The sequence below is a fragment of the Enterobacter sp. 22452 genome (assembly GCF_052045065.1).
Taxonomy (GTDB): Bacteria; Pseudomonadota; Gammaproteobacteria; order Enterobacterales; family Enterobacteriaceae; genus Enterobacter; species Enterobacter mori.
This window is the reverse complement of record NZ_JBQEOB010000001.1, coordinates 389019-410068: the sequence shown is the minus strand read 5'-3', so window position 1 is coordinate 410068 and position 21050 is coordinate 389019. Positions and strand designations below refer to the sequence as shown.

The 21050-nt window shown below is 52.3% G+C and carries 23 protein-coding genes; 14 read left to right on the top strand and 9 right to left on the bottom strand.

Going from position 1 to position 21050, the window contains the following annotated elements:
- The first annotated feature begins 22 nt into the window (after window positions 1-22).
- The 5 genes from dacA to lipA all read left to right on the top strand — a co-directional run bounded on the left by dacA (window position 23) and on the right by lipA (window position 4747).
- Window positions 23-1234 (top strand): D-alanyl-D-alanine carboxypeptidase DacA, encoded by a 1212-nt coding sequence (gene dacA, locus ACTJJA_RS01990; protein WP_042715190.1) that lies wholly within the window; start codon window positions 23-25, stop codon window positions 1232-1234.
- 106 nt (window positions 1235-1340) lie between these two features.
- Window positions 1341-1604, top strand: coding sequence for a DUF493 family protein YbeD (gene ybeD / locus ACTJJA_RS01985; protein WP_006177135.1), 264 nt, complete (start codon window positions 1341-1343; stop codon window positions 1602-1604).
- A 93-nt stretch (window positions 1605-1697) separates the two neighbouring features.
- Entirely contained in the window at window positions 1698-2339 is a 642-nt protein-coding gene (gene lipB / locus ACTJJA_RS01980; protein ID WP_440665916.1) for a lipoyl(octanoyl) transferase LipB, read from the top strand.
- A gap of 281 nt (window positions 2340-2620) precedes the next feature.
- Window positions 2621-3574 carry a YbeF family transcriptional regulator gene (locus tag ACTJJA_RS01975; protein ID WP_010428572.1) on the top strand — a complete coding sequence of 318 codons (954 nt, stop codon included), beginning with the start codon at window positions 2621-2623 and terminating at the stop codon, window positions 3572-3574.
- A 207-nt stretch (window positions 3575-3781) separates the two neighbouring features.
- Window positions 3782-4747, top strand: coding sequence for a lipoyl synthase (gene lipA, locus ACTJJA_RS01970; protein ID WP_010428570.1), 966 nt, complete (start codon window positions 3782-3784; stop codon window positions 4745-4747).
- Window positions 4748-4828: 81 nt separating this feature from the next.
- Here lipA and tatE read toward each other — a convergent pair whose 3' ends face one another.
- A complete protein-coding gene (tatE, locus tag ACTJJA_RS01965; protein ID WP_010428567.1) occupies window positions 4829-5032 on the bottom strand; it encodes a twin-arginine translocase subunit TatE in 204 nt (67 codons plus the stop codon).
- A gap of 126 nt (window positions 5033-5158) precedes the next feature.
- Window positions 5159-5947, bottom strand: coding sequence for a deaminated glutathione amidase (locus ACTJJA_RS01960; protein ID WP_440665913.1), 789 nt, complete (start codon window positions 5945-5947; stop codon window positions 5159-5161).
- A 67-nt stretch (window positions 5948-6014) separates the two neighbouring features.
- Here ACTJJA_RS01960 and crcB point away from each other — a divergent pair, with 67 nt between their 5' ends.
- Window positions 6015-6398 carry a fluoride efflux transporter CrcB gene (gene crcB / locus ACTJJA_RS01955; protein ID WP_100165302.1) on the top strand — a complete coding sequence of 128 codons (384 nt, stop codon included), beginning with the start codon at window positions 6015-6017 and terminating at the stop codon, window positions 6396-6398.
- Between the two features lie 218 nt (window positions 6399-6616).
- On the opposite strand, the gene cspE is transcribed toward crcB, so the two are convergent.
- Together cspE and pagP are read right to left on the bottom strand one after the other, a co-directional pair.
- A complete protein-coding gene (gene cspE / locus ACTJJA_RS01950) occupies window positions 6617-6826 on the bottom strand; it encodes a transcription antiterminator/RNA stability regulator CspE (protein WP_002439184.1) in 210 nt (69 codons plus the stop codon).
- 190 nt (window positions 6827-7016) lie between these two features.
- Entirely contained in the window at window positions 7017-7634 is a 618-nt protein-coding gene (gene pagP / locus ACTJJA_RS01945) for a lipid IV(A) palmitoyltransferase PagP (protein ID WP_440665911.1), read from the bottom strand.
- A 676-nt stretch (window positions 7635-8310) separates the two neighbouring features.
- Between pagP and dcuC the strand changes: the two genes are divergently transcribed.
- Together dcuC and rna are read left to right on the top strand one after the other, a co-directional pair.
- Window positions 8311-9678, top strand: coding sequence for an anaerobic C4-dicarboxylate transporter DcuC (gene dcuC, locus ACTJJA_RS01940; protein WP_089598881.1), 1368 nt, complete (start codon window positions 8311-8313; stop codon window positions 9676-9678).
- Window positions 9679-9808: 130 nt separating this feature from the next.
- A complete protein-coding gene (gene rna, locus ACTJJA_RS01935; RefSeq protein WP_371317572.1) occupies window positions 9809-10582 on the top strand; it encodes a ribonuclease I in 774 nt (257 codons plus the stop codon).
- Here rna and ACTJJA_RS01930 read toward each other — a convergent pair.
- Window positions 10576-11193, bottom strand: a complete 618-nt coding sequence (locus ACTJJA_RS01930) for a flavin reductase family protein (RefSeq protein WP_440665909.1) — start codon at window positions 11191-11193, stop codon at window positions 10576-10578. The two genes, rna and ACTJJA_RS01930, sit on opposite strands and share 7 nt — an antisense overlap.
- Before the next feature lie 248 nt (window positions 11194-11441).
- On the opposite strand from ACTJJA_RS01930, the gene rnk reads away from it, so the two are divergent.
- A complete protein-coding gene (gene rnk, locus ACTJJA_RS01925; RefSeq protein WP_010428502.1) occupies window positions 11442-11852 on the top strand; it encodes a nucleoside diphosphate kinase regulator in 411 nt (136 codons plus the stop codon).
- 128 nt (window positions 11853-11980) lie between these two features.
- Window positions 11981-12070 (top strand): small membrane protein YldA, encoded by a 90-nt coding sequence (yldA, locus tag ACTJJA_RS01920; RefSeq protein ID WP_272941838.1) that lies wholly within the window; start codon window positions 11981-11983, stop codon window positions 12068-12070.
- A gap of 10 nt (window positions 12071-12080) precedes the next feature.
- Here yldA and ACTJJA_RS01915 read toward each other — a convergent pair whose 3' ends face one another.
- Window positions 12081-13319 (bottom strand): zinc-dependent alcohol dehydrogenase, encoded by a 1239-nt coding sequence (locus ACTJJA_RS01915; protein WP_238459060.1) that lies wholly within the window; start codon window positions 13317-13319, stop codon window positions 12081-12083.
- A 181-nt stretch (window positions 13320-13500) separates the two neighbouring features.
- Between ACTJJA_RS01915 and uspG the strand changes: the two genes are divergently transcribed.
- Complete coding sequence (uspG, locus tag ACTJJA_RS01910; RefSeq protein ID WP_440665905.1) at window positions 13501-13929, top strand: universal stress protein UspG; 429 nt, start codon at window positions 13501-13503, stop codon at window positions 13927-13929.
- A 62-nt stretch (window positions 13930-13991) separates the two neighbouring features.
- On the opposite strand, the gene ahpF is transcribed toward uspG, so the two are convergent.
- Window positions 13992-15557 (bottom strand): alkyl hydroperoxide reductase subunit F, encoded by a 1566-nt coding sequence (gene ahpF / locus ACTJJA_RS01905; protein WP_109081159.1) that lies wholly within the window; start codon window positions 15555-15557, stop codon window positions 13992-13994.
- 188 nt (window positions 15558-15745) lie between these two features.
- On the bottom strand, window positions 15746-16309 hold the full coding sequence (ahpC, locus tag ACTJJA_RS01900) for an alkyl hydroperoxide reductase subunit C (RefSeq protein ID WP_010428492.1): 564 nt from the start codon (window positions 16307-16309) through the stop codon (window positions 15746-15748).
- Between the two features lie 635 nt (window positions 16310-16944).
- Between ahpC and citR the strand changes: the two genes are divergently transcribed.
- From citR to ACTJJA_RS01885, 3 genes are all read left to right on the top strand, one after another.
- On the top strand, window positions 16945-17844 hold the full coding sequence (gene citR, locus ACTJJA_RS01895) for a DNA-binding transcriptional repressor CitR (protein ID WP_440665903.1): 900 nt from the start codon (window positions 16945-16947) through the stop codon (window positions 17842-17844).
- 172 nt (window positions 17845-18016) lie between these two features.
- Entirely contained in the window at window positions 18017-19240 is a 1224-nt protein-coding gene (locus tag ACTJJA_RS01890; RefSeq protein ID WP_440665901.1) for a phosphoadenosine phosphosulfate reductase, read from the top strand.
- The gene (locus ACTJJA_RS01885) at window positions 19225-19851 is read left to right on the top strand and encodes an IbrB-like domain-containing protein (protein WP_440665899.1); all 627 of its coding nucleotides are present in this window, start codon (window positions 19225-19227) and stop codon (window positions 19849-19851) included. The genes ACTJJA_RS01890 and ACTJJA_RS01885 overlap by 16 nt, the downstream gene beginning before the upstream one ends.
- Here ACTJJA_RS01885 and ACTJJA_RS01880 read toward each other — a convergent pair whose 3' ends face one another.
- Window positions 19852-21012, bottom strand: a complete 1161-nt coding sequence (locus ACTJJA_RS01880) for a pyridoxal phosphate-dependent aminotransferase (RefSeq protein WP_440665897.1) — start codon at window positions 21010-21012, stop codon at window positions 19852-19854.
- Window positions 21013-21050: the final 38 nt, after the last annotated feature.

Below are 21050 nucleotides of genomic sequence, written 5' to 3'. Positions count from 1 at the left end.
CACGGATGTCGTAGTTCTGACCATGAAGACCACTTTTTCTGCTCGTTTTGTGCAGCGCATGGCGCTGACCGCGGCCCTTTGCGCAGCTGCTCTCTCTGCAGCTCACGCGGATGACCTGAACATCAAGACCATGATCCCTGGCGTTCCGCAAATCGACGCGGAATCCTACATCCTGATCGATTACAACTCTGGCAAAGTTCTGGCAGAACAGAATGCCGATGCCCGTCGCGATCCGGCCAGCCTGACTAAAATGATGACCAGCTACGTTATCGGCCAGGCCATGAAGGCAGGTAAATTCAAAGAAACCGACCTGGTCACCATCGGTAACGATGCCTGGGCGACCGGTAACCCGGTGTTCAAAGGATCATCGTTGATGTTCCTGAAACCTGGCATGCAGGTTCCCGTCTCCCAGCTGATCCGCGGTATCAACCTGCAGTCTGGTAACGACGCCTGCGTCGCCATGGCAGATTTCGCAGCAGGCAGCCAGGACGCGTTTGTTGGCCTGATGAACAGCTATGTTTCCGCACTGGGTCTGAAAAACAGTCACTTCCAGACCGTACACGGCCTGGACGCAGACGGTCAGTACAGCTCCGCACGTGACATGGCCCTGATTGGCCAGGCGCTGATCCGTGATGTCCCGAACGAATACACCATCTATAAAGAAAAAGAGTTCACCTTCAACGGTATCCGTCAGACCAACCGTAACGGCCTGCTGTGGGATAACAGCCTGAACGTTGACGGCATCAAGACTGGCCATACCGATAAAGCGGGTTACAACCTGGTGGCCTCTGCGACTGAAGGCCAGATGCGCCTGATTTCCGCCGTGATGGGCGGTCGCACCTTCAAAGGCCGTGAAACCGAAAGCAAAAAACTGCTGACCTGGGGCTTCCGTTTCTTCGAAACCGTCAATCCGCTGAAAGCGGGTAAAGAGTTCGCCTCAGAGCCAGTCTGGTTCGGTGATAATGACCGTGCTTCCCTGGGTGTGGATAAAGATCTGTATCTGACCATTCCTCGTGGCCGCATGAAAGATCTGAAAGCGAGCTACGTGCTCAACACCACCGAACTGCACGCCCCGCTGCAGAAGAACCAGGTTGTGGGCACCATCAACTTCCAGCTTGACGGCAAAACCATCGATCAGCGTCCGCTCGTGGTGCTGGATGAAATTCCTGAAGGCAATTTCTTCAGCAAAATCATTGATTACATCAAATTGATGTTCCACCACTGGTTTGGCTAAAAACTGAACACTTGAAAGTGTGATTTTGATCCCCATATACTAAGTATCCTGATAACTCCCACCCGACGTGGGAGTTATTATTTTTTGACGTTACGCCGGAGCTGACATGAAAACCAAACTTAACGAACTGCTTGAATTCCCTACCTCATTTACTTACAAAGTAATGGGTCTGGCGAAGCCTGAGCTGGTTGATCAGGTGGTTGAAGTGGTACAGCGCCATGCGCCGGGTGACTACTCTCCGTCAGTAAAACCAAGCAGCAAGGGCAACTACCACTCGGTTTCTATTACCATCACTGCGACACACATTGAGCAGGTTGAGACGCTGTACGAAGAACTCGGCAATATCGAAATCGTTCGTATGGTGCTGTAGTCCCTCTGCGGTTACCCGGTTTGCCGGGTAACCCCTCTCCCTGCTGTGATATACTTTCCGCACCCTTTTCTCCCCGTCTTCGGAGACGTCGTTTTGTACCAGGATAACATTCTTGTCCGCCATCTCGGGCTTCAACCTTACGAGCCTGTCTCCCAGGCTATGCATGACTTCACTGATTCACGCGATGAAACCACACCCGATGAAATCTGGTTAGTTGAACACCTTCCTGTGTTTACCCAGGGGCAGGCAGGAAAAGCCGAACATCTGTTGATGACGGGCGATATCCCGGTGATCCAAAGCGATCGTGGCGGGCAGGTGACCTATCATGGTCCGGGTCAGCAGGTGATGTACGTGTTGCTCAACCTGAAGCGCAGAAAGTTGGGTGTCCGTGAACTTGTCACCCTGCTGGAGCAAACCGTCGTAAACACCCTCGCAGAATACGGCATTGATGCCCATCCGCGTGCGGATGCGCCGGGCGTATATGTGGGAGAGATGAAGATCTGTTCGCTGGGTCTGCGCATTCGTAAAGGCTGTTCCTTCCATGGGCTGGCGCTCAATATCAATATGGATCTCGCCCCCTTCCTGCGCATCAATCCGTGCGGCTATGCGGGTATGGAGATGACGCAAATGTGCCAGTGGGTAGCCACCGCCACCCCGGAAATAATTCGTCCTGTCCTTTTGAAGAACTTTTTAGCACTGCTTAACAATCCTCCTCACAAATATATCCCTGCTTAATATATTCTTGCTAGTGGCTCGATTATTTGACGGGCCACGGCTATTTCCCGCATTTACGCTTTACAACAATCAGCAGATTCTATATTTTCGAAGCGCCCGCATATTAGCGATACATATTATTCATCAATTTGATAGTGCCGCCTGCGGATCTCATATTACTTGCGTGACAATCACCCAACTGTCTGTTTTCGTTAAACAAGTGAAACACTTTACGAATCTCTGCAAGCATAATAAATAAATTCAACTATCATTCATATTGTGAATGGATACGGAGTGAAAGCGTGGAGTCTACTAATTTACCAGCCAAACGCCTGAATGAACCCGGCGGTGAAGATAAGCCACAAATTTTTCGGACTTTACGTAATATTGATCTCAACTTGTTGACTATTTTTGAGGCAGTTTATGTCCATAAGGGTATCGTTAACGCTGCGAAAATTCTTAATCTGACTCCCTCAGCAATTAGCCAGTCAATTCAAAAGCTGCGCGCTATTTTCCCGGATCCGTTATTTATACGTAAGGGCCAGGGCGTAACCCCTACGGCTTATGCCACACATCTGCATGAATACATTAGCCAGGGACTGGAATCGATTCTCGGCGCGCTGGACCTCACGGGTAGCTACGATAAACACAGAACCATCACTATTGGCACCTCTCCATCATTGGGCGTGCTGGTGATGCCTGCTATCTACAAGACAATAAAGCAACATGCGCCGCAGCTGTTGATCCGCAACGTCACCGTGAATGATCCTGAAACCCAGCTGGCGCAGTTCCAGACCGACCTGATCATTGACAGCAATAATTTCAGTGCAAGGGCTTTAGGCCAGCATGTCCTGTACGCCGACAGCCTGATCCTGGTATGCCGTCAGCATCATCCCGCATTCAATGCGCCTTTGACGCTTGAAAACCTGCGTGCCTACGAGCATTCCTCTTTTATGGCAGAAGGCCAGGGATCCAACCCGCTACGGCAGCGCATTGATGAACTCTTCCCGGAGCGCCAGGTGAGCTTCAGCAGTTACAATATGTTTACCGTTGCATCCCTCATTGGCAGTAGCGACATGCTGTGCGTAATGCCTCTGCGCCTCTTTAACCTGCTGCGCAAATGCTGGCCGCTGGAGAGCATTCCGCTCGATCAGTTAAATGACGAAACGCTTGAAATTTCGCTGCATTACAACAAGCTAAGCCTGCGCGATCCGGTACTGGAAAACGTCATCAACGTTATCCGCCAGGCCTTCTGAACCCGCCTGGCAGCACAAGCCCCTGCTGTATGCGGGGCAAAACGCACAAAACAACAACTATTTTACAAATTGGCGACCTGGCAGGCTGCTTTACCGACCGTTTCAATGATATACTGCCTGTCGTTCGTTCAAAAATAGTTGATAAATACAACATTCCCTTGAATTGAAACGCTTTCCTTCGATATTCGCAACTGGAACACGCACGCTATGAGTAAACCCATTGTGATGGAACGCGGTGTTAAATACCGCGATGCCGATAAAATGGCCCTTATCCCGGTTAAAAACGTGGCTACAGAGCGCGAAGCGCTGTTAAGAAAACCGGAGTGGATGAAAATCAAACTGCCGGCGGACTCTTCGCGTATCCAGGGGATCAAAGCGGCGATGCGCAAAAATGGCCTTCACTCCGTGTGTGAAGAAGCCTCCTGCCCTAACCTTGCTGAATGTTTCAATCACGGTACCGCGACATTTATGATTTTGGGTGCTATCTGTACCCGCCGCTGCCCGTTCTGCGACGTTGCTCATGGCCGCCCTGTTGCGCCAGATGTGAACGAGCCGCAGAAACTGGCGCAAACCATCGCCGACATGGCGTTGCGTTATGTCGTTATCACCTCAGTTGACCGTGATGACCTGCGTGATGGTGGTGCACAGCACTTTGCCGACTGCATTACTGCCATCCGTGAGAAAAGCCCAAGCATCAAGATTGAGACGCTGGTTCCCGATTTCCGTGGACGTATGGACCGCGCGCTGGATATCCTGACCGCCACCCCACCAGACGTATTCAACCACAACCTGGAAAACGTGCCACGTATTTACCGTCAGGTGCGTCCAGGCGCAGACTACAACTGGTCTCTGAAGTTGCTGGAGCGTTTTAAAGAAGCGCATCCGCATATTCCAACCAAGTCCGGTCTGATGGTGGGTCTCGGTGAAACCAATGCAGAAATCATCGAAGTGATGCGCGATCTGCGCCGCCACGGTGTTACTATGCTGACGCTGGGGCAGTATCTGCAGCCAAGCCGTCACCATCTGCCGGTACAGCGCTATGTTAGCCCTGATGAGTTCGACGAGATGAAAGCCGAAGCCATGGCGATGGGCTTTACCCATGCAGCGTGTGGCCCGTTTGTTCGCTCATCCTACCACGCCGATATGCAGGCGAAAGGCGAAGAAGTAAAATAAACCTGTAATATCTTTTTACAGAAACACAAAAAAACCGGCCTCATGAGCCGGTTTTTTTATGCAAGCCTTGCAGGATTGCCATTACTCTTTGTGCGAAAGCTTCTCTGCAGGAACACTATCTTCGGCGCTTTTCTTCGCGGCCGCGTCATCGTCATTCATCGCTTTCTTAAAGCCTTTAATGGCAGCACCCAGGTCTCCACCCAACGTGCGTAACTTCTTGGTACCAAACAGCAGGACGACCAGTGCGGCAACCACCAGCAGTTTGGTAATACTAATCTCACCCATAGATACCTTCTTTACATAAAACAGGCTGCATTAAGCGCCAAAAACCCGATCGTATTAACGGACATTTGACGCGCGCACACAATAGCAATCTGTAACAAGGTGAATCAAGCATTGTTGAAAAAAACATCACAATAATTGCGGTGGCGCAAACCGTCGATTGCGAAGAACGGGTAACTGCCGACGTGCAAGCGCAATTCGCTCTGATAGTATCTCCGTTAGCAAAAGCGCTGGCGCTTCGGCTGCTGAGGCGATGGTCACGCCCAAGGGATCGATAACCCTGCTCTGTCCAATATTCTTATTCCCACACTCTCCTGAAGCGACCACGTAACAGGTGGTATCAAGCGCCCTTGCGGCCAACAGCGTCGCCCAGTGGTGCTCTTTTAAGGGCCCTTTAACCCAGGCCGCTGGCAATACCAGGACGTCGGCACCCTGTAAAGCCAGATTCAGTGCCATTTCTGGAAAACGCAGATCGTAGCAGGTCATTAATCCCACGTTAAATCCATCGACCTCCAGCAGGGGTGGAACGCTGTCGCCGGGATCGACAAGTCGTGACTCCTGAATGTTGAACGCATCATAGAGATGAAGCTTAGCGTAGCGTGCAATAATCTCGCCGCCACGGATAGCCACAAGCGTATTCACTGCCCGGCCCGGCGCAGAAGGTACATGCACCGTAAAAATGGTCGTCATGAGATTGCCAGCGCTCTCTGCCAGCAGCTGCTGTAAAAACGCCCCGTCCAGCGACTGCGCCGACTTAACCGACATATCAGGATCGTTATCATCCCGTGCCAGCAGCGCTTCGGGAAGCACCAGCAAGGACGCCCCTTTCTGTCGCGCCTGAGCCATCAGGGAGACGCATGTTCCCGCATTCTCATTCCAGTCCGGCGTTACCGCAAACTGCCCTACTGCAACATACATATTTGTCCCCCGGTAAAAAACAGCGTTACACTCGACGTACTTACACATCCAATAGCAGGTATTGACAGTGTTACAACTACTTATAGCCGTTTTTATTGGTGGAGGCACGGGTAGCGTTGCGCGGTGGTTTTTGAGTATGCGGTTTAACCCTCTTCATCAGGCCATTCCCATGGGAACCCTGGCAGCAAACCTGATTGGTGCCTTTATTATCGGTATGGGGCTAGCCTGGTTTAACCGCATGACACATATCGACCCGGTGTGGAAGGTATTGATTACCACCGGCTTCTGTGGCGGTTTAACGACGTTCTCCACCTTCTCTGCTGAAGTGGTGTTCCTGTTTCAGGAAGGTCGCATTGGCTGGGCATTAACGAACATCGCCATCAATATGCTCGGTTCATTTGCGATGACCGGGATCGCATTTTGGCTCTTTTCTTCCGCCAGCGCGCATTAATCGCCCGACGTTAATGTTGGCTTAATTTTTCTCTGCCACTCTGGACGTAATACGGAGCGAGGGTGACAGTATGAAAGAACAGTTGATGAGCGCAGGAATGGTTTTGCTGAGCGTGGCAATCGTCGCCAGCTTCCTGAAAATGTATCTGATGGGTTGATTCAGAACGAAAAAAACCCGCTCAAAGAGCGGGTTTTGAAATTCTTGCTGACGCGTCTGAATTACAGAGCGATTACGTTAGCAGCAGAAGGGCCTTTGGCACCGTTAGTGATTTCAAACTCAACACGCTGACCTTCAGCCAGGGTTTTGAAACCATTAGACTGGATTGCAGAGAAGTGTACGAACACATCTTTGCTGCCATCTTCAGGAGTAATGAAACCGAATCCTTTGGACTCATTAAACCACTTAACGTTACCTTTAATCTTAGACATCAAAATTACCTTTACATTAAAAAACGACACAAATGCTGTGTCGGGTATCAGTACATCAATTGTGGAACCTTTTGTCCAGCGGATCTTTGCTAAAAAGTGACAAAAGTCGCGTTAATTTTCGTTGACGGATTTTTATCCTTTACGATTCAACAGGAGTGCATTTTTTCGCCAGTTTGTTACGTTTTGTCAGTTAAAACTGAAAACGCATCCAGGCAAAGTAAACGTTTCCGTTGTTATAGGTTCCCGGGATGTAGGTCATCTGGAACGTCGCGGGACCATAGCCAATGGATGCCAACGGCAGCAAGACCGGGACCGGAATGTACTTCCAGTTATCACGCGCCGTAAAGCCTGCCGTGTAGCCCAGGCCAAGATGGAAGTTCTCATCCGCTAAAGGACGCCACGTTTTCTCCCAACCGTAACCGCCAATCGGCTCCCACTTGTTGTAGGAGTCCTTAAACGCCATCAGGTACAGTCCGTGCCAGTTTCCTTTGTCGTCCCAACGGGACTGACCAAAACCCGCTCCCCAGGGACGTTCGTTGTAGCGGTCCGTTTTTTCTTTGTCATAGGCAAAACGTGCATGCCACGTTATCGCCGGAATATAGAGATCGTAATGTTCTGGCTCCTTCCAGGTTTGCGCGACGTTATCCGTAAACGTTGAGAACCAACCTTTATCCGCCGCGTTATCCTCTGCCCTGGCGACAGAAGAGAAAGTTAACTGCCCAAAAATAAACAACAAAATCAGGAAAAATTTATTACGTACCATCACAATGCAATTACCATTCTTAGTATTCGAGGCAAATTTTACCATAGAATAGTTGAATGAATCCTTAACAACATCAGCGTTATTCCTAATTAATGGCCCTAAATCCGAGAATATTCTTAGAAAAAGGATGAGAAGATGCACTCAAGCCCTGGCGGGCTCTGCCGCCGCCCTCAGCACTCGTCAGCAAGCCCGCCATCCGTTCTCACCTTGGTACATATTCGTAGCACTTCTACTTCATCACTACTATATTCAACAACAAAACCTGAAGGCCAACGACGCTATTTTTAAAGACAATGAATTTTCACAATAAAATATAACTTTCAATGCAACCCACAAAGCCTTTTTAAATTCACATAGCATGTGAAAGATATTTATACGTTGTGCCAAAATAATCATATACCCGGAGAAGAAAAAAGGATTTTGAACCACACGCATCATATGGCTTATGGCAAAAGGCTGCCAGGTGCACAGAAGAGACAGGCTTCAGCGCCCCGCACGTTCCCCACCTGCCGTGCGCTAAATGACATATAATGGTGTATCCGGCGGTCAATACCCATATGACATAAATGCCGGAGTGATGGCAAAAATAGCGTCAATGCCTTCTTTAGTAGTCTTTTTATTGATTTTAATCAGCAAGGACTGAGCAATAATTCGGCACATTCTCATCCTTCTTTTTTATTGATTATTTGTGCTTTCGGGTAGCAAGGAGACAGGGGAAATCATGCTTACGTTTATCGAACTCCTTATCGGAGTCGTCGTCATTGTTGGTGTAGCCCGCTACATCATTAAAGGGTACTCAGCCACAGGCGTGTTATTTGTCGGCGGCTTAACCCTGCTGATTGTTAGCGCGCTAATGGGTCATCAGGTGTTACCTGCCAGCGCAGCCAGCACCGGCTACACGGCCACCGACATTGTTGAATATATAAAAATTCTGCTCATGAGCCGCGGTGGCGACCTGGGCATGATGATTATGATGCTGTGCGGTTTTGCCGCCTATATGACCCATATCGGCGCAAACGATATGGTGGTCAAACTGGCGTCGAAACCACTGCAGTACATCAACTCCCCCTATTTGCTCATGGTCGCGGCCTATTTCCTCGCCTGCCTGATGTCCCTTGCGGTGTCGTCAGCAACCGGCCTTGGCGTACTGTTAATGGCAACGCTGTTCCCGGTTATGGTCAACGTCGGTATCAGCCGTGGCGCGGCCGCGGCAATTTGTGCCTCTCCGGCAGCCATTATTCTCTCCCCAACCTCCGGCGACGTTGTGCTGGCGGCAAAGGCGGCGGAGATGTCACTCATCGATTTCGCCTTTAAGACCACGCTGCCCATCTCCATTGTTGCCATCGTGGGTATGGGCATCGCCCACTTCTTCTGGCAGCGCTATCTGGATAAGAAAGAGAACATTAGCCATGAAATGCTGGACGTGAGTGAAATCACCACCACTGCGCCCGCGTTTTACGCCATTCTGCCGTTCACCCCGATTATCGGAGTACTGATTTTTGACGGCAAATGGGGCCCACAGCTGCACATCATCACCATTCTGGTGATCTGTATGCTGCTGGCTGCCTTGCTGGAATTTGTGCGCGGCTTCAACACGCAGAAGGTGTTCTCAGGACTGGAAGTGGCCTATCGCGGGATGGCGGATGCGTTTGCTGGCGTCGTGATGCTGCTGGTTGCCGCGGGCGTGTTTGCCCAGGGTCTCAGCACCATCGGCTTTATTCAGAGCCTGATCTCCATAGCCACCTCGTTCGGCTCTGCCAGCATTATCCTGATGCTGGTCCTGGTGATCCTCACCATGCTGGCGGCAATGACCACGGGTTCCGGTAACGCACCGTTTTATGCCTTCGTAGAGATGATCCCGAAACTGGCTCACTCCTCTGGCATTAACCCGGCTTACCTTTCCATCCCGATGCTTCAGGCCTCAAACCTGGGCCGTACCATCTCTCCGGTATCGGGTGTGGTGGTTGCCGTCGCCGGTATGGCAAAAATCTCGCCGTTTGAGGTAGTGAAACGGACGTCAGTACCCGTGCTGGTTGGCCTGATCATTGTAATCATCGCCACTGAAGTGCTGGTTCCCGGCGCCGCCTAAGCGAAATTCCTGATAACCAAAAAGCGCCTGCGGGCGCTTTTTGTGCTTTAATAATTTCCAGAAATTAATTGCACTCAATCGATCAGGAAATCAAATGTTCAGTAAGGATATTGCTATCCCATCTGGCGCTATGGCGCTTGCCCTTTGTGTCCTCTCCGCACAAGCAGAACCCCTCAAGGCAACGCAATATGGCGATTTCGATCGCTACGTTCTGGCGCTCTCCTGGCAAACCGGATTCTGTCAGAGCATGGTCGAACGCAATCGCAATGAACCCGATGAATGTCGCCTGCAAAAAGAGAGCGCCAGCAAAACTGATTTCCTGACCGTGCACGGCTTATGGCCTGGCCTGCCAAAATCCATCGCGTCACGCGGGGTAGATGAACGCCGCTGGATGCGCTTTGGCTGCGCCACCCGCCCCGTCCCGAACATGCCTGAAGCAAAAGCAAGCCGTAAATGTTCTGCCGCAGAAACCGGGCTGTCACTTTCAGGCGCCGCAAAGCTTAACAGCGTGATGCCCGGCGCGGGCGGGAACTCCTGCCTGGAACGTTACGAATATGCCAAACATGGCGTCTGCTTTGGTTTTGATCCCGACGCTTACTTCGGCACCATGGTGCGTTTAAATCAGGATGTTAAAACCAGCGCAGTCGGTAAATTTCTGGCGGATAACTACGGCAAGACCGTCAGCCGCCGTGACTTTGATAATGCCGTCGCGAAAAGCTGGGGCAAACAGAACGTCAAAGCCATTAAGCTTACCTGTAACGGCAATCCGGCTTATCTGACCGAGATGCAGATCTCCCTGAAAGCCGACACCATTAATGCCCCTCTCTCGTCGGCCTCTTTTGCGCCGCAACCGCATCCCGGCAACTGCGGCAAACAGTTCGTTATTGATAAAGCAGGTTATTGACCCGCGCCCGGACGCACCATATCGAACCGGTGTTCATCGCTGATGCCGTAATACGCCGTCGGCCCACCCGCACGCAGGATGGGCTGCGCTTTTGCGGTCTGATAAATCCCCTCTTCAAGCAGCGTGTCAGCAATATGAATACCGACTACTTCTCCCAATACCAGCCAGGTGTCCACTGGCGTACCGTCTGCGCCGGTCAGCTGGATGCACTGCGACAGGCGGCACTCAAAATTCACCGGGCTTTCTGCCACGCGCGGCGCTTTCACCAGCTGGCTGGCGACGGGCGTGAGTCCGGCAAAGGTAAACTCATCTTCATCATGGGGGAGCATGGCCGAGGTTTTGTTCATCGCAGCAGCCAGATCGCGCGTGGCCAGGTTCCAGACAAACTCGCCCGTTTCGCGAATATTGCGCACGCTGTCTTTCCAGCCGTTGCTGGAAAAACCAATGATCGGTGGCCGATAGTTGAAACAGTTAAAGAAGCTATACGGCGCGAGGTTAAGCAGGCCGTTCGTGTCGCAGGACGAGATCCAGCCAATCGGGCGCGGGCCAATAATGGCGTTCAGCGGATCGTGCGGCAGGCCGTGACCCTGAGACGGTTGGTAGAAGTACATAGTTCTCTCTCGTTGGGGGGCGCAACGCCCAGGTTCAGGACACTCAGCGTAACGTATTCCGCCCGAAATGAAGACTGAATAAATTTCAGCGAAAATTCATATGGGCCATGAATGTGACCTTCATCACTTCAAACTTGCACGCTCAGCCAGTATCATCGGGAGAGTTAAACCCTCGCTGCCAGACGGCGAGGGTTTTCTTTTGGATTGGTTTCTGCGTTACACGCAGTATTAACGACATGGAGTAAAAAATGTCCAGACCCACAATTATCATTAATGAGCTCGACGCAGAACGTATTGACCGTCTTCTGGAGAAACCCGAATTCGCTTCTCTCCCGGTAGCCGATGCGCTGAACGAGGAGCTTGACCGGGCGCAGATGTGCACGCCTGAGACCATGCCTCAGGATGTGGTTACCATGAACAGCCAGGTGAAATTTCGTAACCTGACGACGGGCGAAGAGTTGACCCGCACGCTGGTCTATCCGACGCAAATGACCGACAGCAGCACACAGCTTTCCGTACTGGCACCTGTGGGTGCGGCCCTGCTTGGGTTGCGCACAGGTGATACCATTCACTGGGAACTACCGGGTGGCGCGTCGACGCATCTGGAAGTGCTTGAGCTGCTCTACCAGCCAGAAGCCGCAGGCGATTACCTTCGTTAATCCCGCGCTTCCTGCCTTGCAAAGAGGATGCACTTGCATCCTCTTTTCGTCATTTCACCCGATTGTCCTATAGCGCTCAAAAACACCTTAATCCACGCTTAATCTGTTTTGTTGCCGCGGGGACGGTTATGAGTGAGATACTGGCTATCACACTTATTTTTCTCATTTTTATGGCGATTATCGTCATGGCCGTGCTTTATCTTGAGCGTCACTGGTAAACGACTACGCTCACACTACCCCGCCTGGAAAAGCGTTAACCAGCCCCTTAACCTGCTGCTCTGCCGCCTCGGGGCTTTCCGCGCCGGGGACCAGAATGACTTTGCGACATGCCTCTTCCCGTTTCTCAAAAATCTTGTACGCACGTTCAGCGTCGGCCAGAGGCAAATAATGCGTGACGATCTCCTCCGGCGTCAGCAGCCCTTTTTCAATCAGCGGCAGCAATTCGCCCAGCCAGGCATGAACGTGCGTCTGCCCCATCTTAAAGCTGATCCCTTTATCAAATGCGTCGCCAAATAAGAACCCATGAATAAACCCGGCATAGACGCCCGGCACGCTCACCACCCCGCCGCGTCGTACGGCCGCGATACACTGGCGTAGCGCTTTGCCGCTGCTTCCTTCAATCTTGAGATTACTGAGGAGGGTTTCCGTGGTGCTGCCCTTGGCTTCAAACCCGACCGCGTCAATCACCGCATCCACGCCGCGCTGCCCCGCCGTCTGCTCGATGATTTTTTCCGCCGCGTCGTTATCATCGTCAAAGTTAATGGGAATGGCACCGTAACGTTCCTGAGCAAACTGCAGCCGGTACGGATGATGGTCAATGACAAAGATCTGTTCAGCCCCTAACAGCCTTGCGCAGGCGATGGTCAGCAAACCGACTGGCCCCGCGCCGAAAACGGCCACGCTCGAGCCTTTTGCAATCTGCGCGTTTTTTGCGGCCTGCCAGGCTGTAGGCAAAATATCTGAGAGGAACAGCGCTTTGTCATCTGACAACAGTTGCGGCACCTTGAACGGTCCGACATTGCCTTTCGGCACGCGAACGTATTCCGCCTGTCCTCCCGGCACCCCGCCGTATAGGTGGCTATAACCAAACAGTGCGGCAGGGGCAGGAATTTGCTTTTTGTTCAGCGCCGCGCCCTGCCCGGCGTTGGTTTTCTCGCAGGCCGCATACTGTTGCAGACGGCAAAAAAAGCAGTCGCCACAGGCAATCACGAAGGGGATCACGACCCGCTCGCCCTTCTGCAAGTTCTTCACATCCCTGCCGGTTTCGACCACTTCACCCATAAACTCATGACCAAAAATGTCGCCATGCTCGACCTTCGGGATCTTACCGCGGTAGAGGTGCAGATCGGATCCACAGATCGCCGTCGCCGTGACGCGCAGGATGATATCGTCAGGTTGTTCAATGACGGGATCGGGAACATTATCAACGCGAACATGGTGTGGACCGTGGTATGTGAGTGCTTTCATGCGACCTCCGAAAGGATGTGAGTAAGCTTCTAAAAGGGTAGCGTCCTCTGAAGGTCAGCCCTGAAATCCGGGCGTTTTGAGATTTATCCTGGCGGAATACAAAAGTGCTGTAGCGGTTACAGAAACCGATAATATTTTATGTTTGAATGATTTCAGCGTTTATAAACAAGGAGTAACGGGTATGTACCAGACAATCATTATGCCGGTTGATGTTTTTGAGATGGAGTTGAGCGACAAGGCTGTTCGCCACGCGGAGTTCCTTGCGCAGCAGGACGGCATTATTCATCTTCTTCATGTATTACCGGGTTCGGCCAGCCTGAGTCTGCATCGTTTTGCCGCCGACGTGCGTCGCTTCGAAGAGCACCTGCAGCACGAAGCGGAAACGCGGCTGCAAACCATGGTTGAGCACTTCAGCATTGACCCGTCGCGCATTAAAACCCACGTGCGTTTTGGCAACGTGCGCGACGCCGTAAACGAACTGGCGGGTGAGTTAAAAGCCGACGTGGTGGTGATTGGCTCACGTAATCCGTCGATCACCACTCACCTGCTGGGATCGAATGCCTCCAGCGTGATCCGCCACACCCACATTCCGGTGATGGTCGTTCGGTAAAAAAACAGAGGCCACCTTTCGGTGGCCTCTTGCTATTGCAGGTGTCGTCTTACTTTCTTTTATTATGCGGTTTTGGTGCGAATCAGGTAGTCAAACGAACTCAGAGACGCCTTCGCACCTTCGCCAGTGGCAATGATGATCTGTTTGTACGGCACGGTGGTGCAGTCGCCCGCCGCAAACACGCCCTTCACGCTGGTTTCGCATTTCGCATCGATGATGATCTCGCCCATGCGGTTGCGCTCAATCGCGCCTTCCAGCCAGGTGGTGTTTGGCAGCAGACCAATCTGCACGAAGATCCCCGAAAGCTGAACGCTGTGCACGTCGCCGCTCACGCGGTCGCGGTATTCAAGACCGGTCACTTTGCTGCCGTCGCCCTTCACTTCCGTGGTCTGCGCGTTCAGCACGATGTCGACGTTTTTCAGGCTGCGAACTTTATCCTGCAGCACCTGATCGGCCTTCATCTCTGGCGCAAATTCCAGCAGGGTCACGTGTTCAACGATACCCGCCAGGTCGATAGCCGCTTCCACGCCGGAGTTACCGCCGCCGATCACCGCCACGCGCTTGCCTTTGAACAGCGGGCCGTCGCAGTGCGGGCAGTAGGTTACGCCTTTAGTGCGATACTGATCTTCACCCGGCACGTTCATGTTGCGCCATTTTGCACCGGTGGCAATGATGATGCTGCGTGCTTTCAGCACCGCGCCGGACGCGGTTTCAATCTGGTGTAAACCACCCTCGACCGCTGCCGGAACCAGCTTGCTGGCGCTCTGGCTGTCGATCACGTCCACGTCGTAGTCGCTGACGTGCGCTTTCAGTGCGCCTGCCAGTTTTTGACCTTCCGTTTTTGGCACGGAGATGTAGTTTTCGATGTCCACGGTATCGAGCACCTGGCCACCAAAGCGTTCGCCCATCAGACCGGTACGGATACCTTTACGCGCGGAGTACACCGCCGCCGCCGCACCCGCCGGGCCGGAACCGACGATCAGCACATCGTAGGCATCGCGCTTGTTCAGCTCTTCCGCCGCACGTTTTTCAGCACCGGTATCCACTTTGGCAACGATTTCGGTCAGCGTCATACGGCCCTGGCCGAACTCCTGACCGTTCATGTAGACCGCCGGCACGCCCATCACGTTACGATCGGTAATTTCATTCTGGAACGTACCGCCGTCAATCGCCGTATGCTTAATGCGCGGGTTCAGGACAGACATCAGGTTCAGCGCCTGCACCACGTCCGGGCAGTTGTGGCAGGAGAGTGAATAATAGGTTTCAAACTCAAAATCGCCGTCGATATCGCGGATCTGCTCCAGCAGCGCCTGGGCCTCTTTCGATGGATGACCGCCGGTCCACAGCAGCGCCAGCACCAGCGAGGTAAATTCATGCCCCAGCGGAGAACCGGCAAAGCGCGGCCCCTGGTCAGAGCCTGGGTTAGTAATCAGGAAAGAAGGCTTACGAACGGCCAGCGCGTTATCTTCCTTGAACGTCACTTTCGGTGACAGCTCTGCGATTTCAGCCAGCAGTTCCTTGATCTCTGCCGATTTCGCGCTGTCGTCCAGCGTGGCAATCAGCTCAACGGGTTTGGTCAGTTTCTCAAGGTAGGCCTTGAGCTGGGTTTTCATGTTTGTGTCGAGCATTGTTCTTCCCTCTCTTAAAACGTCATCATGCAAGCTGCCTTTTACGGGCGGCCTGAATGCAACTTGCATCATGGTGCTGGAATGAAATGGGCGCGGGGGGCGCCCATTGATTGCCGGGTGACACTTCGTTTACCCGGCCTACGATACTGTAGGCCTGTGCAAGCGCAGCGCCGCCAGGCTTAACAGACTTAGATCTTGCCGACCAGGTCTAAAGATGGAGCCAGAGTCGCTTCGCCTTCTTTCCATTTCGCCGGGCACACTTCGCCTGGGTGAGAAGCCACGTACTGAGCCGCTTTCACTTTACGCAGCAGGTCAGATGCGTCACGGCCGATACCTTCAGCGGTAACTTCGATAGCCTGGATAATGCCCTGCGGGTCAACAACGAAGGTCGCGCGGTCTGCCAGGCCTTCATCTTCACGCATATTTTCGAAGTTACGGGTCAGGGCGCCAGTCGGGTCACCGATCATCGCGTATTTGATTTTCGCGATGGTTTCAGAGCTGCCGTGCCATGCTTTGTGGGTGAAGTGGGTATCGGTAGACACAGAGTAAACGTCTACGCCCAGCTTCTGCAGTTCGTCGTAATGGTCAGCCACGTCACCCAGTTCGGTCGGGCAAACGAAGGTGAAGTCAGCCGGATAGAAGAAGAAGACGCTCCAGCGGCCTTCGGTATCTTTCTCAGTGACCTCAATGAACTCACCGTTTTTGAACGCCTGGTTTTTGAAAGGTTTAATTTTAGTGTTAATCAAAGACATCTGTACTTCCTCCGTGTTTTCGTTGAGATGTAAGGTAACCAACTTTATTCATCGGGGCTAATGCGTATGCTTTATCAAATCAATCAGCCAAACCTAACAACCCGAACAAGACAACGTTGTGAAACAAACAAAAGCCCGAAAGTAAAAAGGCCGCCCTGGTGGGCGGCCCTGATACCTGAACTTTCCACAGGAACTTTCAGTGCCGGTAAAACTACCGGCGTTGCGTTGCGCTCTACTTACCCTGGTATCAAGGTCGTAACAGCCCCCTGATTACACCATCCGTGCTGACGCAGGGCAATGGACGTAAGGGGCAATCGTATCTATGGCTGCGATAGGTTTTACCAAACGGTGCTGTCGCGTAGCCGTCATGACCACCGGGAGAAAAATAAAAGCACGTTATAATTCCTTGTCGATATATAAATCACACTATTTTTATTCACTATCACGTGCTCTTTTAAAGATAAAAATATCTTAATGATCATTGAAGTTCCATTTCATTAATCTACGTTCGTGATATATTAAGTGGGTTTTCATAACTAATTAAGTCAGTTAACTTTCATGGATGGTAAATGGTTAACTTAGTTCTATAGTTATCAGTTATGTGATAACGCAACGTCGCGTACTCAGGATGAAAAATGGCAAACCTTTACGACCTTAAAAAATTCGACCTTAACCTGCTGGTGATTTTCGAATGCATTTACCAACACCTCAGCATCAGCAAGGCGGCGGAAACGCTCTACATTACGCCGTCGGCGGTGAGTCAGTCGCTGCAGCGTTTACGTAATCAGCTCAACGATCCATTATTTATCCGTTCAGGCAAAGGGATCACGCCGACGACCGTTGGGGTTAATCTTCATCACCATCTTGAGCAAAACCTCAACCAGCTTGAGCAGACCATTAACATCATGAATGCGTCTTCTCTACAGAAGAATTTCGTCGTCTACAGCCCGCAGATCCTGACGACGGAAAATCTGCTTTCGCCACTCAAGCTGTTGATGAGAAATCATAATTATCAGATAGAACTTCACGATATGCTGCTGACGGCGGATTCCGCCGAAGACCTGCTGGCGTACCGTAAAGCGGACCTGATTTTCTCTGTGGCGCCGGTTAACAACCGTTCAATGGTCTGTGTCCCTTATGCAATCTATTCCATGCTGCTGGTATGCAGTCAGGATCATCCGCGCATGAAAGACGTTGTGACGATGGAGGAGCTTCAGGAGGAGAAGTTTACGCTCTTCCTCAGTGAAGAACCCGGCGTGAAGAACTACCAGTCGATGGCGGAAAAATTGCACGTCGAAAAAAACATCGGTTTTCGCTGCGACTCTGTATTCACCATTATCGCCATGATCAGCGCCTCACATTTACTCGGCTATGTGCCAGAAGCCCTGTATGAAAAATACAAAGACATTCTGAGATTAAAAAAATTAGAGGCCCCTTTTGAGCTTCCGCCTCTGGAGGTGTACATGATTTATAACCGCTCAGCGCTCAACAGCACGGTGTTCTCGACATTTATTGAGCAGCTTGCAGAAAAATAAACACCCAAGGCTGTGATCTCACAGCCTTTCTATTTTGTTAAAAGATAAGTCTCATTTATAGATAATAAAAACATTTCTTTTTTCCGTTTACCTGCTCTTATTTTTCACTACTATTATCCTTTCTCCATTATTGACACCCATCCGGTATTTATATCCAGGGAGGAGTTTGGCTATGTCAATGTATAAGTATCCGCTTAATCAAAATGTGCTTGAGGCCGCGAAAGAGCGCATTGCATGGACACTTGAGAATCTACCCAGGGTTTGTGTTTCATTTTCAGGGGGGAAGGATTCTACCATTATGCTGCATTTGACGGCCCGAGAGGCCCGAAAAATGGGAAAGAAAATCCACCTGCTCTTTATCGACTGGGAAGCGCAGTTCACTTATACCATTCAGCACGTAAATAATATGATTGCGCAGTATGCCGATGTCATTGAGCAATGCTGGTGGGTGGCGCTGCCACTCACCACGCAAAATGCGCTTACGCAATTTTACCCTGAATGGCAATGCTGGGAGCCAGGAAAGCGATGGGTGCGTCAGCCTCCCGCAGACGCGATTACCGATCCGGATTACTTCGATTTCTACCAGCCCGGCATGACGTTTGAAGCCTTTGTTCGCGCATTTTCAGACTGGTTCTCCGGAAGCCGTCCGGCAGCCATGATGGTCGGTATTCGCGCCGATGAACCCTACAATCGTTTTTTGACTATCGCGAACGCGCGCAAGCGCCGCTTTGCCGATGACAAACCCTGGACCACCATCGCCCCGGGCGGTCACGCCTGGTACATCTATCCGCTCTACGACTGGAAAACCGCCGATATCTGGACATGGTTTGCTAAAACGGGCGGATGTTACAACCCTCTTTACGACCTGATGTTTCAGGCAGGCGTTCCTCCGCGCTACATGCGCATCTGTGAACCCTTTGGCCCGGAACAGCGCCAGGGACTGTGGCTCTATCATGTTGTTGAGCCCGAACGCTGGGCGGCGATGTGCGAACGGGTAAGCGGCGTGCACAGCGGGGGGGTTTACGCGGGCCAGGACAATCACTTTTATGGCCACCGTAAACTCCTTAAACCCAACGCGCTCAGCTGGCGCGAGTACGCCATGCTGCTGCTCGACAGCATGCCGCAAACCACGGCGGAACATTACCGCAATAAAATCGCGATTTATTTGCACTGGTATCAGAAGAGAGGCATGGCCGATATTCCCGACACCCAGGAGGGCGATATCGGGGCGAAGGATATCCCGTCCTGGCGACGCGTGTGCAAGGTATTACTCAACAATGACTACTGGTGCCGTGCCCTTTCATTCAGCCCTAACAAACCGAAGCACTATCAGCGCTACAGCGAACGGATAAAGTCAAAACGCAAGGAATGGGGGATCTTATGCAACAACGATTGATTAACGACATGGCGCGCTATCTTCAGTCTCTTCCCGAAGACCAACGCATTGAAGCCATCAACGCCTTTCGCCAGGCCATCCATGAACACAGCCCTTTTCGCGAGCAGCCTGTCGACTGCGTGCTGTGGATCAAACAGGGCGAGATTACTGCGAACGATTACAACCCCAACAATGTCGCACCGCCGGAAAAACGGTTGCTCTGCAAATCGCTGGAGATGGACGGTTTCACCCAGCCCATCGTGGTAACGGAAAGCGACGCTCAGCATTATGAGATCGTCGACGGCTTTCATCGCCACGAAATGGGGTCGAACCGGGCGATATTAAAGCGTCAGCTGAAAGGCTACCTCCCGGTCACCTGCCTGCGTAAAGCGCGACAGAAAAAAGGCGACCGGATGGCGGCGACCATCCGCCATAACCGGGCGCGCGGCCGTCACCAGATTCATGCGATGTCCGATATCGTCCGCGAACTGGTTCAGCTTGGCTGGGATGATGAGAAAATCGGTCAGGAACTGGGGATGGACAGCGACGAGGTCCTGCGCCTCAAGCAGATCAACGGTCTGCTGGAACTCTTTGCAGACCGTCGATACTCGGAAGCCTGGACGGTAAAATAATCAGAGCGCGTTAAGGCGTTCTGCCGCCGCCAGCAGCGTCGATTCCTGTTTCGCAAAGCAGAGACGAATCAGCTTATGCGGGAAGGGATCGGCGCAAAAAACAGAGAGCGGGATCGCCGCAACGCCCACCTCTTTCGTCAACCACTGGCAAAAGCTCACATCGTCCAGATCGGAAATGGCGCTGTAGTCGGCCAGCAGGAAGTAGGTCCCTTCGCAGGGTAAAATCTCCAGACGGCTTTGGCTCAGCGCGTTCACAAACAGATCCCGGCGTTTTCGATAGAAGTCCGGCAGCTCGCGATAGTGCTCAGGTTCCGCACGCAGCATGTCCGCCAGCGCCAGCTGAGCAGGCGTATTCACGGCAAAGGTCAGGTACTGGTGCACTTTGCGCAGCTCCGCGCTAATGGCGGCCGGTGCCACGCTATAGCCCACTTTCCATCCGGTCATATGATAGGTTTTACCAAATGACGACACGGCGATTGCCCGCTCGCGAAGCTGCGGATGCACCAGCACGCTGGCGTGCCCTTCCTCTGCAAAGCAGATGTGCTCGTACACTTCGTCGCTCAGGACATAAATGTCACGTTCGGCGATGGCCTGCCACAGCGCGGCGAAATCGGCTTTCTGCCACACCGTCGCGGACGGGTTGTGCGGCGTATTCAGGATCACCAGGCGGGTTTTATCGCTCAGCAGCGCGGCGAATGCCTCCCAGTCCGGGCGGAAATGCGGCGGCTGTAGCGCCACGCGCTTGACCACGCCGCCGGAAAGTTCGATGGCAGGCGCGTAGCTATCGTAGCTCGGGTCAAAGCAGATAACCTCGTCACCGGTGCGCACCAGCGCGGTGATGGCCGCATACAGCGCTTCGGTCGCCCCTGCCGTCACCGTGATCTCGCTGTTCGCATCGGGCTTATAGCCATACAGCTCCGCCGTTTTGTCCGCAATGGCTTCCCGCAGCGCCGGCACGCCGGTCATCGGCGCGTACTGGTTCGCTCCCTGGGCAACGTGGTACGCCAGTCGTTCCTGCAAAAAGGACGGTCCGTCAAAATCCGGGAACCCCTGCGAGAGGTTAATGGCGTTGTGCTGCTGCGCCAGAGCGCTCATCTGCGTAAAGATAGTGGTGCCGAGATTGGGGAGTTTACTCTGCGGAATCAATGCGTTATTGCTCATTGTGCTGTGCCTGCTTGTAATACTTATGTTGCTGCCAC